The following is a 15,241-nucleotide window of genomic DNA, read 5'->3' on the forward strand; positions in this document are numbered from 1 at the left end:
GGGCCGCCGAGGGGCGGCCCGCACCCTATGAAGAAACCGATGCTTCCCTGCGATCTAAATTTGCACAATTCCTCCGGGTAAACTTTGCTCTCGATCAAAGCCATGGCTAGAGGCAAGCATAAGAATCATCCTCGAGGTTCATAGACATGGGGGATCTTCAAAAACGGGCCTTCAAAGGATCATTTCCACCAGCGAGTGAGTGACCAACGCTTTGCGCTTAGCTCCGAGATAATATAACAAAGACTTGAGCGCCTTCTCGCCTGACGGTTGAGCGAGAAAGCAGGCGACTGTGTAGCTGCGTAGAATCCGCCCTCCACATTCCAACGCGCTGCCTCCAGATCATAACGGGCCTGCTGAAACCGGCGATGGGCTTCGTCCCGTCGCTTCCCGCTCGTCAATTCGCCATCCCTCCTCGAGCATCTCTACAAACGCGTCCCCTTCCCGCCGCATCCGCTCAAACTCCTCCGGAGTATAAACCAACACATCCAACTGCCCCAACATCAGGGGGGAGCAAGCGGTAGACCTCACGAGTGCGCTCCAGGAAGGGCGCCTCGGTGGAGCGGATTAAGACGATATCCGCATCGCTGAGCGCATCGGCTTCCCCGCGCACCCAGGAGCCGAAGAGACAGATCCGCTCGGGCTGACAGAGGCGCGGCGCTTCCAGCACGCGGCGGATCCGCCTGGGAAGCGATCGGGATCGACGCTTGATCAACGCCAGGGCCTTCGACGGCCTCCGCGTTGAGAAGAGCGAATGGCTTCCCCTTTCTCCTCACCTCCCCACGGCCCTTTGGACCGTGGGGAGGTGAGGAGAAAAATCCTTCTGGGGCTGGGGCGGGGGCCTTGGGCCCCCGCCCCAGCCCCAGAAAACCTCAAAATTAAAAATGGGCAAAGCACCTTGTTCACATTTTATACCAGAGGGATCTAATCAATATCCCCCGCCAGCCACTCCGCCAGATGCATCGCCCGAATGGGAAGGCCCTGGCGGCGCAAGCCCCCGCCGATGTGCATAAGGCAGCTCCAATCGCATCCCAAGACGACCTCCGCCCCGCTGGCCTGGATGGCCCGCACTTTCCGGGCCAGCATCGCCCCTGAGACGTCCTCAAAATGCACCGAGAAAAGCCCCCCAAACCCGCAGCAGGTCTCCGCCTCCGGGAGCTGGCGATACTCCGCCCCAGCGGCTCGAATCAGCCGCTCCGGCGCCTCCCGCACGCCCAGCATCCGGAGGAGGTGACAGGATGGATGATATGTGACGGTTCCATCGCGCCGGATCCCCAAATCCGGGATCGCTAACACATCCACCAGGAACTGGCTCAGTTCATACGTCTGGGCCGCTATTGCCTCCCAGCGCCCATACAGCGGCCGGCCCTCCAGCAGGACCCGGTAGCCGTGGCGGACCATCGCCACGCACGAGCCAGAAGGGGCCACCACCGGGAGCTCCGGGTCGAAAGCGCGGACCCAGTGCTCAGCCATCGCCCGAGCCTCCTCCCATCGGCCGACGTTGAACGCCGGCTGTCCGCAGCAGGTTTGAGCTTCGGGGAAACGCACTGTCACGCCCGCCCGCTCCAGCAACCGCACCGTAGCGATCCCGATCTCCGGCCGGAGCCAGTCCACCAGACACGTCACAAACAGTTGGATTGTGCGGCTCATTCTCCCTCCTCGATCAAGAGCGCGATCACCTCTTTCGGCCCGTGCACCCCAAGCGTCAACGTCTTCTCGATGTCCGAGGTGCGGCTGGGACCGGTGACGGCGATCAGGGCGCTGCTCTCCTCCACCCACTCGAACAGCGCGCCGGAGGCTCGGGCGGCCGCCAGCCAAGCCGCCATGCAGGGATACACCTGAGGGCGCCGGACCAGCGCGATATGCACCGGGGGCAACAGAGAAGCGCACCGCATCCCCCCGCGACCTCCGGCCAGCCACAACGCCCCGGTGTCGGCGAAGGCGGCGACGACCTCTGTGATCCCCGCCTCGGCGATCGCCCAGCGGGTCAGCCCCAGATATCGGGGTCCCTCCTCCCGAGGCAGCGGGCTGCTCATCATGGTCAAACCTGCCCCCTCCAAAGCGACTTGGAGCTCCGGGTAAGCACGCATCGTGCGCAGGTCGATGAGGACATGTCGAACCCCCCGCTCCCGCAGCAGTTCCAGAACGCGCCGGGCGGCCTCCCCTTCCGTTGCGCACCGCTCGGCTTGCACCCCCACCGCGGCCCAAGCGGCGAACAACCGCTCGATCGTTGCCTCGCTCCCCGGGGGAGCATCGAAAGGCCGGGCCGGGATCGACCCCATCCAGATCGTCCGGCCGGTCACCCGACGCCGCACGCTCTCCAGCACCGGATTCATGAGATGCCTCCCCGATGGGATGCCCACCAATCCCGGAAAGAAGGCCGCCGCGGGACCGGGAGATCCCGAACCGCGGTCCAGGCCCGCAACGGCCCCAGGCCATACCGCAGCCATCCATCCCGCCCCAAACGACGCAGGAAGCCCATCGCCCATCGGCCGATCCGCGTCCACAACGCAGGATGACGGGCGGCGTAGGCGAACAGCTGTAACCCGATGCGCTCCCAGGTCGGGAGCAGGCTTCCCGCCCGCATCTGCCGCCAACGGATCAACAGGTCCGGGATCGCGATGCGCACCGGGCAGATCTCCTGACAGGCGCCGCACAGGCTGCTGGCGTAAGCCAGCTCCGCCCCCGCCCCGTCCCCCAGCATCGGTGTGACGATGGAGCCAATGGGGCCGGGATACACGCTGCCGTAGGCGTGGCCCCCGATAGCCTGGTAGACCGGGCAGGCGTTCAGGCAGGCGCCGCAGCGGATGCAATAGAGGGCCTCCTCCAAGGGTGTCCCCAGCCAGCGGGAGCGGCCGTTGTCCACCAACACCACGTGGAGCTCCTCGGGCCCATCGGGCTCTTCACGGCGGCGGGGGCCGGTGAGGAAGGACGTATAAGCCGTGAGGGCCTGGCCGGTGGCGCTGCGGGCCAGCACCCGCAGCAGGATCTCCGCGTCCTCCCATGTCGGCACTACCCGTTCGATGCCCATCAGGGCCACATGGATCGGGGGCAAGGTGGTCACCATGCGGCCGTTGCCCTCGTTGGTGACCAGCACCAGGGTGCCCGTCTCCGCGATGCCAAAGTTGACCCCGCTGACCCCCATCCGGGTGTCCAGAAACACCTGGCGCAGGGCGCGGCGGGCTGTCGCCGTCATCTCCGGGATCTCGTTCGTGGGGGGCATCCCCAGATGCTTCTGGAAGAGCTGTGAAACATCCTCCCGACGCTTGTGGATCGCGGGGGTGATGATATGGGAGGGGCGCTCCCCCGCCAGCTGGATGATAAACTCCCCCAGATCCGTCTCCACCACCCGGATCCCGGCGGCCTCCAGCGCGGCGTTGAGGCCGATCTCCTCGCTCACCATGGACTTGCTTTTCGCGACGGTGGAGATCCCCCGAGCGCGGGCCAAGTTCACCACATAATCGCATGCCTCGCGGGCGGTGGCGGCCCAGAAGACCTTCCCTCCGTGCCGCTCCACCTCCCGCGCGAACTGCTCTAGGTAGCGATCCAAGTGCGCCATGGTATGCGCGCGGATGGCCCGAGCGCGATCCCGGACCGCCTCCGCGTCGGGGAGGCTGGCGAAGGCTTGGGCGCGGCTGACCAGAAAGGAGGGGATGGCCCGGTCCAAGGCAGCTTGGAGCACCGGATCGGCCATGGCCCTTTGGATGCGCTCTCGAAACGCACGGCTGGGAACAGTCATGGATAAGGCCTCTCCAGGAAGTTCCGAAGGACGAGAATCACTCAGCTTATACTGTGCCCTGGTCCTAATGATAACCCAAGTTGTTGATGACACCCACGGAGACCCGGATTAGGGGCCTGAGCCCGAGGCTGCTTTGTAATTAATTCTCCGGAACGAACGGGGCGAGGTAGATCTGGAGCAAGGCCTATTCCCGTGAGGAGAGAATCTGGGAAACAAAACGATCGTAAGCGTCCGCCCACATAGACTTGGCCTCCGCGCGGGGAGTATAGACCGTGGGGGAGAAGGAACGGCGGATCACCTCTCGCGCTTCCTCCAGATTGCCTACATATCCCAGCGCCATCGCTTGCACCATCAGGTTGCCAATCGCTGTGGCTTCCGCTGGACCTGCCAGGACCGGACGCCCAGTCGCATCAGCGGTCCACTGACAAAGGAGAGCATTGCGAGAGCCACCCCCAACGATATGGATCATCGGAATCTGGCGCCCCAGCAGGCGCTCCAGACGCTCAATCACCCATCGGTATTTGAGGGCCAGGCTCTCCAGGATGCAGCGAACGATCTCCCCATGCGCCTTCGGGATAGGCTGGCCAGTTTCCTGACAGAACACCTGAATTCGCATTGGCATGTCTCCAGGAGGCAAAAAGCGCGGATCATCCGGATCAATTAGGGACCGGAGCGGTGGAGCTCCCTCCGCCTGGCGGATCAGAGCCTCGTACTCCCAGGCTGATGGAAGCGTGGACGAACCCCCCGCTTCCTCTACGATAGATTTCCCAGCCTGCTTGGCCCATGTGCGCCGGCACTCTTGCAGAAGCCACAGCCCCATTACATTCTTCAGTAGACGGAATGTGCCTGATACTCCACCCTCGTTGGTGAAGTTGTACAAACGGGCTTCTTCGGTGATCACTGGCTCCCGCACCTCCACCCCAACCAAGGACCAGGTACCTGAGCTAATATAGGCCGCGTCGGGATGCTGAAAGGGTACAGCAGCCACAGCGGAACCAGTGTCGTGGCTGGCCGGGGCTACGACCCAGGTCTGCGTTAGTCCTGTCTCCTCCGTCACCTCCGGCAGGACTCGCCCTAGGATCGTTCCAGGTGGCCGTACCTCAGGAAAGAAACGGGTGGGGATCCCTAAGCGCTCCAGCAAATCCCACGCCCAGTCCTTGCGGATTGGATCGTAGCATTGCGTAGTAGTGGCATTGGTGAACTCGCATACTATTGTCCCGCTTAGCCAATAGTGAAAGAGATCTGGAATGGTAAGGAATGTGTGGGCGATTTCCAACTGAGGATCTTCCCGCACCACCATCGAGAAGAGCTGATAGAGGGTGTTAATAGGCATGAATTGAATGCCCGTTCGGTTGTAAATCTCCTCCGGCGGCACCCGCTGGAAGACCGCCTCCATCATCCCTTCGGTTCGCCGATCGCGGTAATGAACCGGATTCCCTACCAACCGCCCCTCACGGTCCAGCAAGGCGAAATCCACCCCCCAGGTATCCACCCCTACCGAGGTAATCGTCCCAGCCATGATCCGAACTGCTCGCGCCAGCCCCTCTTTTATTTCATGAAAGAGACAAAGAATATCCCAGTGAAGGACATCGCGGACCCGAACCGGGATATTTGGGAAGCGATAAACTTCCTGAACCGACAAGCGCTGTCCATCGAAAATTCCTAACACGGCCCGTCCGCTCTCCGCCCCGAGGTCAATGGCCACCATTCGAATCATGACTGCCTCCACCCAGGATCGCATTTAACGCACATAAGCCGTGGCAACCCCGCCGTCCACCGTGAGAATGCCTCCGGTGGTCTTGGCCGAGCGGTCGGAGGCGAAGAACAAAATCGCCTCCGCAACATCCTCAGGGTAAACATTAACCTTCAGCGTTGTCCGTTGACGGTAGTATTCCTCCAACTGATCGATGGGGATACCATAACTGCGGGCCCGTTCTTCTCGCCAGCGCGAGTCCCAAATGCTGGAGCCCCGGATTACAGCGTCCGGGCAGACTACATTCACCCGCACACCGATCTCCCCACCCTCTTCGGCCAAACACCGAGCCAAGTGGACTTCTGCCGCCTTCGCCGAGCTGTAGGCAGCCACATTCTTTCCAGGAGCCAGGGCATTCTTCGAGGCCACGATCACCATGCTTCCCCCAAGCCCTTGGGCTTTCCAGATGCGGAAAGCCTCCCGGGCAACCAGGAAATAGCCACGCACCAGTACGTGATAGAGGCGATCCCAATCGGTGATGGAGGTCTCGGTGATCGGAGCGGCGTGGGCGATTCCAGCATTGTTGACGACAATATCGACTCCACCGTAAGCCAGGATCACCCGGCGGAACGCCTCGACGACTTGCTCCTCCGAGGTGACATCGCACGGGATGGCCATCCCTCGACCTTCTCCGTATCGAGCGATCAGGTCGGCAGCCACCGCATCTGCGCCCTCCCGGTTGATGTCCAGAATCACCACATGAGCACCTTCCTGGGCCATTCGATAGGCAGTCGCCCGCCCGATCCCTGAAGCCCCTCCGGTGATCACCACCACACGCCCAGCCAGCTCTCGTTCTGGTGGCCGCAACGTCAGCTTGTAGAGCTCCAGGGGCCAGTATTCCACCGCGAAGGCCTCTGCAGGCGTTAGGGAAACGAAGCGATCCAATGCGGTCGCCCCTCGCATCACCGCGATCGCCCGATAGTAGAGATCCCGTGCCACCCCGGCCGTGAAGGCATCCTTTCCGGTGGCAACCATCCCCAACCCTGGGATCAGGATGATGCGAGGAGCGGGATCCATCATAGTGTCCTGAGGGCCACGATTCTCCTCAAAATAGCGGACATAAGCTTCACGGTATCGCTCAACCTCTTGGCGTAGTCGGGCTTTCAGATCTTCCACGTTGGAACCATCCCATTCGATAAACAGTGGCCAATGCTTCGTATGGACGAGATGATCCGGGCATGCAGAGCCGACGAGAGCGACCTCACGCGCTCGTTCGCTGCACACAAAGTCCAACACCTCCGTGCTATCATCATAGCGCAGGATGTGGCGACGCGTCTGACTCACCGCGCCCCGCAAGATCGGGAGCAGCTCGGCAACGACTGCCCGCCGTCGGTCTTCAGCTAGTGGAGGAACACGAACCCCGCCGAAGATCCGACGGTTCACCGCTTGCTCGGCGATATATTCCTCAGCCTCCTGGATGATTCGGATCGTGTTCTCATAACAGGAGCGCGCATCCTCCCCCCAGGTCACCAAACCGTGCTTGGCCATCACCACACACTCAGCCCGCGGGTTGGCTCGCACTGCCTCGGCGATCCACTTGCTCAGCGTGAACCCGGGCCGCACGTAGGGGACCCACACCGCACGATCGCCGTAAAGCCGCCGTACATGCTCCGGCCCGTTCTCTGAGGTGGCCAGGCTCACGATCGCATCCGGATGGGTGTGATCCACATGGGGGGCCGGGATGAATGCATGGAGCAGCGTCTCGATGGAGGGGCGAGGCATGCCGGGCTTCAGATAGCAGTGGGAAAGATAATCCACCATCTCTTCATCCGAGAGGCTCTCCCGCTCCATCAGAGGCAACACGTCATCCAGGCGCAGGGCGGCGAATCCATGCAAGGTGATCGTCGCCAGGTCCGATCCCGATCCCTTCACCCAGAGGACACGAACCGGACGACCCCGGAAGTCAGTTTCCATGAGCTTGGCCGAGGTGTTCCCCCCGAAGATATTGCACACACTTCGGTCCGCCCCCAGCAGGTGGGAGCGATAAACCAGCAACTCCAGCTCGCTGAGACCCGCTGCCTCCGCCTCGTTCCAGAGGTTGCGCGGCATCCTCATATCCCTCCGTCCGCATAATATCAGAGATCCCTTTATGAATTTAAGTTAATGGGGATAGGGCCTCTAGCTTCCCCCACAGCATATTCTGAGTGTGGAATGCCCGGATTAATTTGTTAAATTTCATCAAGAGATTAGCCCCGCCGCCTGTCCCGGCTCAACGAGCTGAGGAGGCGCCGGGGTAACCGCTTGCGGCCGCCACCGCCCCGCGCTCCCGGGCGATCTTCTCCGCATACCCGCTGCGCCGGAAGGCCGCAATGGGATCTGGATCCAGGCCCATCTCTATGCGGACCTGCGCCAGCAGCGGCCGCACGTCGGTTTCGTAAGCCTCTAAAAGAATCCGATGGGCCTCCAGAACATCGCCAGCCCCTTGAGCCTCCTGTAACCGACGCCGGTCGACCAGCAAGGCCTTCGCGTAGGCAGTCTGAATGTTGATCACCGATTGGATCATCGCCTCGATCTTGGGCTCGATATTGTGTGACTGATCGATCATATATGCCACCGCCCGTGCCGTCTCTGCAGTCTCTGGATCCTGCTCCGCCGCAACCAGCTCATTGAAAATCAGGAAGAGCTCAAACGGGTTGATTGAACCAACAACCAGATCATCGTCGGCGTACTTCCGGCTATTGAAATGGAAACCACCTAACCGCCCTTCATCCAGGAGGAAGGCCACGATATGTTCGATGTTTGTCCCCTGGGGATGATGGCCCGTGTCCACCAATACCTGGGCCCTGGGGCCCAGATGGGTCGCGATGACGTAGGCCATCCCCCAGTCCGCAAGATCCGTGTGATAAAAAGCCGGCTCGAAGAATTTATATTCGATCAGCATTCGCATCCCCACTGGCATCCGCTGATAGACCTTGACCAGGGCATCCAACATCCGATGCTTGCGAGCGCGAAAACTGTCCTGACCGGGGTAATTGGTCCCATCAGCGAGCCACAGACTTAAGATCGAGGAACCTACCTTTTCGGCGATCTCGATGCACTCCAGCATATGTTCCACCGCACGGTGCCGTACTCCGGGATCCGGATGACAGACACTTCCGAGCTTATACACATCGTCTTGGAAGAGATTGGGGTTCACGGCGCCGATTTGTATCCCCAGATCAGCGGCGTATTGCTTCAGTCCCTCCCAATCATCAACCTTATCCCACGGGATATGAATCGCCACCGTGGGGCAGACGCCGGTGAGGCGGTGCACCATAGCTGCATCCGCCAACTTCTCATAGATGTTGCGGGCTGCCCCTGGCCACGGGAACACTTTGAATCGCGTGCCGGAGTTCCCATACCCCCAGGAGGGCGTCTCAATCCGCTGCCGCTTCAGGGCTGCCTTGACAGCCTCCACATCTACACCTCGACGGGTCAGGGTCTCCGCCAGGGCTTCATATCCGGGTGCATCGGTCATGACCCTTCCTCCTCCCTTACCATGATCAAGGGAGGGCCTTCCGGCCCTCCCTTGATCATCGAGGATCAGAAGTTGAACTGATCAATGTTGTTCTTATCGAAACGGAAAGGCGGACCGAGCAGGATCACGTTGTCCGGGCCGACCTCCCGCTCGCCCAGACGGCCGGCCTTCACCACCTTATCGGTGGGCTTGATCTCCCCAGTCAGCAAGCCATGGGTCACATACATCGCCAGATAGCCCAGGTCCACCACATTCCACAGGTAGAAGGCTTCCAGAGTGCCCCGCTTGATGTAAGGTCGCATTACATTGGGGAGGGAGAGACCGGTCAGCTTGACCTTGCCCACCTTGCCCGCTGCCTCCAGAGCATCTGCGGCGCCTGGGAGCCCTGTTGAAACAGGGGCGATAATGAATTGAACTTCCGGGTGAGCAGCGATCAGGTCCAAGGTCTGCTGGCGACTCTTGGATTGATCCTCCTCGCCATACCGGATGTCTACCAGCTGCATCTTAGGATAGACCTGAGCCATATACTTCTGCATCTCCTCTATCCAGCGCTTTTGGTTAGGTGCAGTGGGGTACGAGGAGATAATCGCGATCTTAGCCTCCGGTCCGACCTGCTTGGCCGCCTCATCAATCAGAGCCTTAGCAACCCCCTCAAACGTGGCCTGATTTATAAAGAAGATCCGGGCCTCAGGCAACACATCAGCATCATAGGTGACCACTGTGATACCAGCCTCCATCGCCCGCTTCAGCACGGGGACCAGCGCCTGGGGATCGTTGGCGGAGACGATGAGAGCATCCGGCCTCTTTGTGATGATGTCCTCCAACACCTTAATCTGTTCCTCGGCGGTGGCATTGATAGGGCCTTCATAGTGGAGCTCGACGTCCCCGAATTCCTTGGCAACCTCCTCCATGCCCTGGTGGGCCGACTTGAAGTACTCAATACCTGCCGCCTTGGGCACATGATAAACCACGAACTTCTTGGCCGGGGCAGAGGTGGGGGTCGGTGCCGGCGCAGGTATGGTAACTGTTGGCTGCGCCGCCGGCAACGGCGTGGGCGACGGCGTTGGGGTCGGCGCACACTGGGCCAAAATCAAGGCCAATGCCAGCCATAGGATCAGGAAGGACAACGGACGCTTCATGGCAACCTACCTCCTCAATTAGATTTTGGATATAGAAATTGGATGCGGAAAAGTGATGGTGGAAAATGTGGCTCCGCCTCACCTCCTTTCTTGAGAAGAGGACGGGTTGGCCACGGACGCCGGCTCGACCCCAGGTGTGACCTCAGGTGGAGCCGGAACCGCTCGTCGAACCCATCCTCGAATCCGCAACCGTAGGTTCTCGTTCGCTAGGACGGTGAGGATCAACAGAGCACCGATGATCATGGCCTGGATCGGTGAAGGGACACCGATGAGGTTGAGGCCGTTGCGCAGGGCCGTGACCATCACTACGCCCAGGAAGCTGCCCCAGATGCTCCCCTCGCCGCCCGAGATGGCAGTTCCACCAACCACTACCGCTGTGATCACCTCGAACTCCAGGCCCAGCCCCGCTGTTGCCCGCGCGGTCCCCAGCCGCCCGGCCAGGAACACCGCGCTTAACCCACTGGCCAGGCCGGAGAGAGTATAGGCTATCCAACGGATTCGATCCACCCGGATCCCAGCGAACCGGGCTGCCGTCTCATTGTGCCCAATGGCGTACAGCGCACGCCCCCACGGCGTTCGGTCCAGCACCACCCCGGCGATGAACACCGCGGGGAGGAGTACGAACAGCCCGATAGGAATCCCCAGGATCCGTCCTTCTCCCAAGAAGCGCATGATCGGATCCTCATAGAGATAGACCCTTTCTCCCCTACCTAGTCCCTCTGCGATCCCCCGGTAGATCGCCATTGTCGACAGTGTAGTCACCAAATCTGGGACGCCGAGGCGAGTGATGACCAAGCCGTTTAGGAAGCCGCACAGCGTCGCCACTGCCAGGGCCAATAGGATGGCTAACGCCATCGGGAGGCGATAGACACTCCACGAGAACCCTAAGACGATCGTGGTCAGGGCGACGATCGAGCCGACGGAGATGTCGATCCCCCGGATCAGGATGACCATGGTCATCGGGATGGCCACCAGACCCACTTCCACCAGATAGCGGGAGGTGATCTGCAGGTTGGTGGCCGTCAGGAATTTGGGGGTCAAGTGGGCGATAGCCACCAGCATCCCTACCACAATGATCAACAGGATCCGTTCACGGGTCAGCCCGCGGGCCAGCGCTCCCATTCCAGTGATCCCTTTCATGCCGCCCCCCCTCGCAACGCCCGAGACCAGGCCCGCGTCCGGGCAATATCCAGGCCGACGGCAAACAGCAGGAACGCCCCGTAGACGGCCTGCTCCCATAAGGCTGGGATCCGGAAGTAAATCAACGCCGAACGGACCAGAGCCAGGAATAGAACGCCCAACAAGGTCCCCCAGACGCTCCCATAACCGCCGAAGATGCTCGTTCCCCCAATGACCACCGCTGTGATGAGCAACAGTTCAAATCCCTGTCCAAAACTGTTTTGGATCCCCCCGAAATGTGAAGCATAAACCGCGCCAGCCAGTCCAATCGTGAACCCATTCAACAACAAGACAATAAACCAGACCCGATGAGGCCGGATCCCGATGATGGTGGCCGCACTTGGGTTACTCCCCACAGCATAGATCTCATGCCCCCAACGGGTATAGCGCATCAGAAGTGCAATGAAGAGGGCAAAAGCTCCGGCAATCCAAATAGAGGTGGAAATTCCCAGCGGCCGGGCGAGCCCAACGGCCCTGAAAGCATCACTGATAGCCACCCAGCCCACTGGCACCAGATAAACCACAAGGCCACGCAGGATCGTCATCATCCCCAGGGTAACCAAGATGGCGTGGATGCGCCCATACGCCACAATCGTCCCATTGATCAGCCCTATCAATGTGCCCATTCCGATCGAAGCTAGGAAGACCAACGGAATCGGCCATCCCATTTGGGAGGCCCGAGCGACAATCACGGCACATAAAGCCAAGGCGGAACCCACAGAGAGATCAATCTGTCCAGCCAGGATCACCAATGTCATCCCCACCGCCCCAATAAAGGTCGCCGCATAGGTGTCTAGCAACAGCTGAAGCGCGCTTAAGTCGACGAGAAGCCCCCCAGCCCCATCCCGACGCAGCAAGAAGGGAGTAGTAGCTGTCAGGAGCGCAATCAGCACGAGATTCACAACCAGCAAGAACGGCTCCCGTCCTTTCCACCTCATCCAACTTCCCTCCGCGTGTCTGTCATCCCCGGCCCGTTCTCCGAAACCAGGCCCATCGCTAGGGCCATGATCCGCTCCTGGGTTGCCTCCTCCCGCCTCAGCTCCCCCACCAGGCGGCCTGCCCGCATCACCAGAATGCGATCCGACATCCCCAGGATCTCCGGGAGTTCAGAGGAGATCATCAGAATCCCCATTCCTTGGGCGGCCAGCTCATCCATCAACCGATGGATCTCCGCCTTGGTCCCCACATCGATTCCTCGCGTAGGCTCGTCCAGGAGCAGGACGCGAGGCTGGGTGGCCAACCCCCGTGCCACCACCACCTTTTGTTGATTGCCCCCCGAAAGAGTAGCGATCGGCTGGTCCAGGTCCGCAACCCGAATCCGTAGGCGCTCCTGATAGGTCCGGGTCAGCGCCCGCTCGGCCCGAAGATCGAGCAACCCGAAACGGGTCAGCCGACGCAGGATCGCCAAGGTGAGGTTCTCACGCACCGATAAAGACGCCACGATCCCCTGCCGGTGACGGTCCTCCGGGATGTAAAACAGACCTGCCTCCATGGCCTCCCAGGGCGCACGAGGAACCATCCGATGCCCATCGACCTCGATGAAGCCATCCTCGGGGGGGAGGACGCCGAAGATCGCCTGCGCGACTTCCGAACGGCCCGCCCCCACCAGCCCAGCCATCCCCACGATCTCCCCCGATCGAACCTCGAACGAGATCCCCTCAAACAGGCCTGTGCGACGGAGGTTACAGACCCGCAGCAAGACCTTACCTGGGGGATGTGGGGTGTGGGGGAAAAGCTGCGTGAGCGCCCGGCCCACCATACGAGTGATCAGAACCTCAGGGGTGACCTCACCGATGGGATAAGTGCCCACCCACTGCCCATCCCGCAACACCGTCACCCGATCCGCCAGAGCGAACACCTCCTCCAATCGATGCGAGATATATAGGATTCCCACTCCCCGATCTCGCAGGCGACGGATGATCTCGAAGAGGGTCTGGACCTCTTTCTGAGAGAGGGAGGAAGTCGGCTCGTCCATAATCAGCACCCGTGCGTCCTGGAGGAGCGCCCGGGCGATCTGGAGGAGCTGTTGCTGGGCTGCGCTCAGATCTCCCGCCGGCAGATCCAACGGCAAGGAGATCCCCAACTCGTGGAAAACCGACTCCGACCGCTGCACCATCGCCCGCCAATCCACCAGACCCAAGGGGCCACGGCGGGGCTGAAAGCCCATGAACAGGTTCTCCAGAACCGAGAGCGTGGGGAACAGATACGGCTCCTGGTGAATCACTGCGATCCCCAGAGCTGCCGCGTGTCGTGGCCCCTCGAGGCGCACTGGCCGGCCCTCGAAGAGAATCTCCCCAGCATCCGGAGGATAAACCCCTGCAGCGATCTTGATGAGGGTGGATTTCCCAGCACCGTTCTCGCCCACCAGGGCGTGGACCTCCCCAGGATACAAATCCAGCGAAACCCCGGCTAGAGCCTGAACACCCGGGAACGCTTTATAGATGTTCCGAAGGACCAGAATCGGGGAAGCCATCGCCCCTCCTCAAGCAGCGGGGTATCCCGTGGTGGTCATCAGGGCGAGGTTCGGCTGGGTCACGTCCATCCGTGAGAGCTGGACAGTGATCGGCACATCACTTTCCACTCGTAAGGCGTAAGGGACTCCTCGAGGGAGGACATGGCCGCCTAGATGCTCTGGCTTGTCCAAACGCACATGCCATGTGCGCTCAGGGGGGACAGTGAGGGAAATTCCGCGAATCGGTTCGCGATCCTCGAAATATACAGTCAACGTGACATGAGCTTCTTGGGTGGATGGATTGAGGAGGCATAGTGACTCATGGCTGACCAGATCTGTCTGGCCTGGAGTGAGCGGGGGGAGATAGCCATCCGGGATATACCAAATCCGCTGCCCATGGGCCTTGGGAGCGCGTCGCCGTGCCATCAGAGCCCCTCCGATGAAGGGAAATTTAAGGAAGAGGAATGACATCCTCTCGCACGCTGGCCACTTGGCCAGACGATGCGCTCACGATGCCGATCAAACCAGCCACACCTCCACCCCACGCTGTCGGACAGCTTCCACAAGATCCGCAGGGGCTTGGTCGTCTGTGATCACCAATCGAACCCGCTCCAGAGGGCAGAATGTCGCGAAGGCAACCCGTCCCCACTTCGTGTGGTCAAGGATCGCGATCACCTCCTTCGCTGCCTCCACAATCGCTTGCTTCAAGCGAACTTCCTCCGGGTTCACATCGGTCAGGCCCTCCTCCAACGTCAGCCCCTTCGCCCCAACGAAAGCCTTCTGGATGTTCACCCGTCGCAAAATGTCCTCCCCCCACGTCCCTACCAATGAGAAAGCCTCCCAGCGCAGGGTGCCGCCGGGCATTAGCACGGTAATCCCCGGTCGGCCAGCGAACTCCATCGCCACCCGGATGCCGTTTGTGACCACCGTAAGCTCCCGGCGATCCCGGAGGAAATGGGCCAAATACATCGCCGTGGTGCTGGCATCTAACGCGATACTGTCGCCATCCTGAACCAGCGAGGCGGCCGCCCGGCCAATCCGGAGCTTCTCCTCCCGGTTCATGCGCTCCCGCACTTCAAAGGCCAGCTCCGCAGGGTTCCGATCGGCCGGCAACGCCCCGCCATGGGTGCGGATCAGCAAACCCTGAGCTTCCAGCCATGCCAAGTCCTTGCGAATCGTAACCTCAGATAGGGCGAACCGGCGGCTCAAATCCGCCACCGAAACCCGCCCCTCTTCTTCCAGGATCCGCAGGATCTCCTGCCGCCGCTCAAGGGGAAAGCGCATGGGGGTTTCGATTAGTTTCGAATAGTTCTGTCACAATTTTATTCAGAATCAGTCGTTTGTCAAGACCCCCAAGATTCTGAGGTTCGGACATCCGTTGAGACAAGGGGTTCCTCACCCCTCATCGGTGAAGAAAGGGATGACCTCTCTACCCTCCCCGCGGCCCGAAGAGCCGCGGGGAGGGTAGAGAAAATGTTTTCTGGGGCTGGGCCGGGGGCCATCGAGATCGGAAGAGCCTCGTGTA

Annotated in this window: 13 protein-coding genes; all 13 read right to left on the reverse strand. The window is 61.0% G+C overall.

What is annotated here, in order from left to right; all coding sequences use genetic code 11:
• Nucleotides 1-454 precede the first annotated feature (454 nt).
• Complete coding sequence (locus tag ACFMO5_RS02145; RefSeq protein WP_376791129.1) at nt 455-712, reverse strand: nucleotidyltransferase domain-containing protein; 258 nt, start codon at nt 710-712, stop codon at nt 455-457.
• 209 nt (nt 713-921) lie between these two features.
• Nucleotides 922-1,647 carry a (Fe-S)-binding protein gene (locus tag ACFMO5_RS02150; RefSeq protein WP_376791130.1) on the reverse strand — a complete coding sequence of 242 codons (726 nt, stop codon included), beginning with the start codon at nt 1,645-1,647 and terminating at the stop codon, nt 922-924.
• Nucleotides 1,644-2,333: a lactate utilization protein C gene (locus ACFMO5_RS02155; protein WP_376791131.1), complete on the reverse strand. Its 690-nt coding sequence runs from the start codon at nt 2,331-2,333 to the stop codon at nt 1,644-1,646. The genes ACFMO5_RS02150 and ACFMO5_RS02155 overlap by 4 nt, the downstream gene beginning before the upstream one ends.
• Nucleotides 2,330-3,736, reverse strand: coding sequence for a LutB/LldF family L-lactate oxidation iron-sulfur protein (locus tag ACFMO5_RS02160; RefSeq protein WP_376791132.1), 1,407 nt, complete (start codon nt 3,734-3,736; stop codon nt 2,330-2,332). The genes ACFMO5_RS02155 and ACFMO5_RS02160 overlap by 4 nt, the downstream gene beginning before the upstream one ends.
• 184 nt (nt 3,737-3,920) lie before the next feature.
• A complete protein-coding gene (locus ACFMO5_RS02165) occupies nt 3,921-5,453 on the reverse strand; it encodes a rhamnulokinase family protein (protein WP_376791133.1) in 1,533 nt (510 codons plus the stop codon).
• A 24-nt stretch (nt 5,454-5,477) separates the two neighbouring features.
• On the reverse strand, nt 5,478-7,538 hold the full coding sequence (locus ACFMO5_RS02170; protein ID WP_376791134.1) for a bifunctional aldolase/short-chain dehydrogenase: 2,061 nt from the start codon (nt 7,536-7,538) through the stop codon (nt 5,478-5,480).
• Between the two features lie 160 nt (nt 7,539-7,698).
• Nucleotides 7,699-8,946 carry an L-rhamnose isomerase gene (gene rhaI / locus ACFMO5_RS02175; protein ID WP_376791135.1) on the reverse strand — a complete coding sequence of 416 codons (1,248 nt, stop codon included), beginning with the start codon at nt 8,944-8,946 and terminating at the stop codon, nt 7,699-7,701.
• A 65-nt stretch (nt 8,947-9,011) separates the two neighbouring features.
• A complete protein-coding gene (locus tag ACFMO5_RS02180; RefSeq protein WP_376791136.1) occupies nt 9,012-10,085 on the reverse strand; it encodes a substrate-binding domain-containing protein in 1,074 nt (357 codons plus the stop codon).
• A gap of 78 nt (nt 10,086-10,163) precedes the next feature.
• Nucleotides 10,164-11,225 carry an ABC transporter permease gene (locus ACFMO5_RS02185; RefSeq protein WP_376791137.1) on the reverse strand — a complete coding sequence of 354 codons (1,062 nt, stop codon included), beginning with the start codon at nt 11,223-11,225 and terminating at the stop codon, nt 10,164-10,166.
• Complete coding sequence (locus ACFMO5_RS02190) at nt 11,222-12,202, reverse strand: ABC transporter permease (protein WP_376791138.1); 981 nt, start codon at nt 12,200-12,202, stop codon at nt 11,222-11,224. Before ACFMO5_RS02190 ends, ACFMO5_RS02185 begins: the two co-directional genes overlap by 4 nt.
• A complete protein-coding gene (locus tag ACFMO5_RS02195) occupies nt 12,199-13,737 on the reverse strand; it encodes a sugar ABC transporter ATP-binding protein (RefSeq protein WP_376791139.1) in 1,539 nt (512 codons plus the stop codon). Before ACFMO5_RS02195 ends, ACFMO5_RS02190 begins: the two co-directional genes overlap by 4 nt.
• Nucleotides 13,738-13,746: 9 nt before the next feature.
• Complete coding sequence (locus ACFMO5_RS02200; protein WP_376791140.1) at nt 13,747-14,142, reverse strand: sensory rhodopsin transducer; 396 nt, start codon at nt 14,140-14,142, stop codon at nt 13,747-13,749.
• Between the two features lie 93 nt (nt 14,143-14,235).
• Complete coding sequence (locus tag ACFMO5_RS02205) at nt 14,236-15,000, reverse strand: DeoR/GlpR family DNA-binding transcription regulator (protein ID WP_376791141.1); 765 nt, start codon at nt 14,998-15,000, stop codon at nt 14,236-14,238.
• Between the last annotated feature and the right edge of the window lie 241 nt (nt 15,001-15,241).

Source organism: Thermoflexus sp. (genome assembly GCF_042408365.1).
In the GTDB taxonomy this organism is placed as follows: domain Bacteria; phylum Chloroflexota; class Anaerolineae; order Thermoflexales; family Thermoflexaceae; genus Thermoflexus.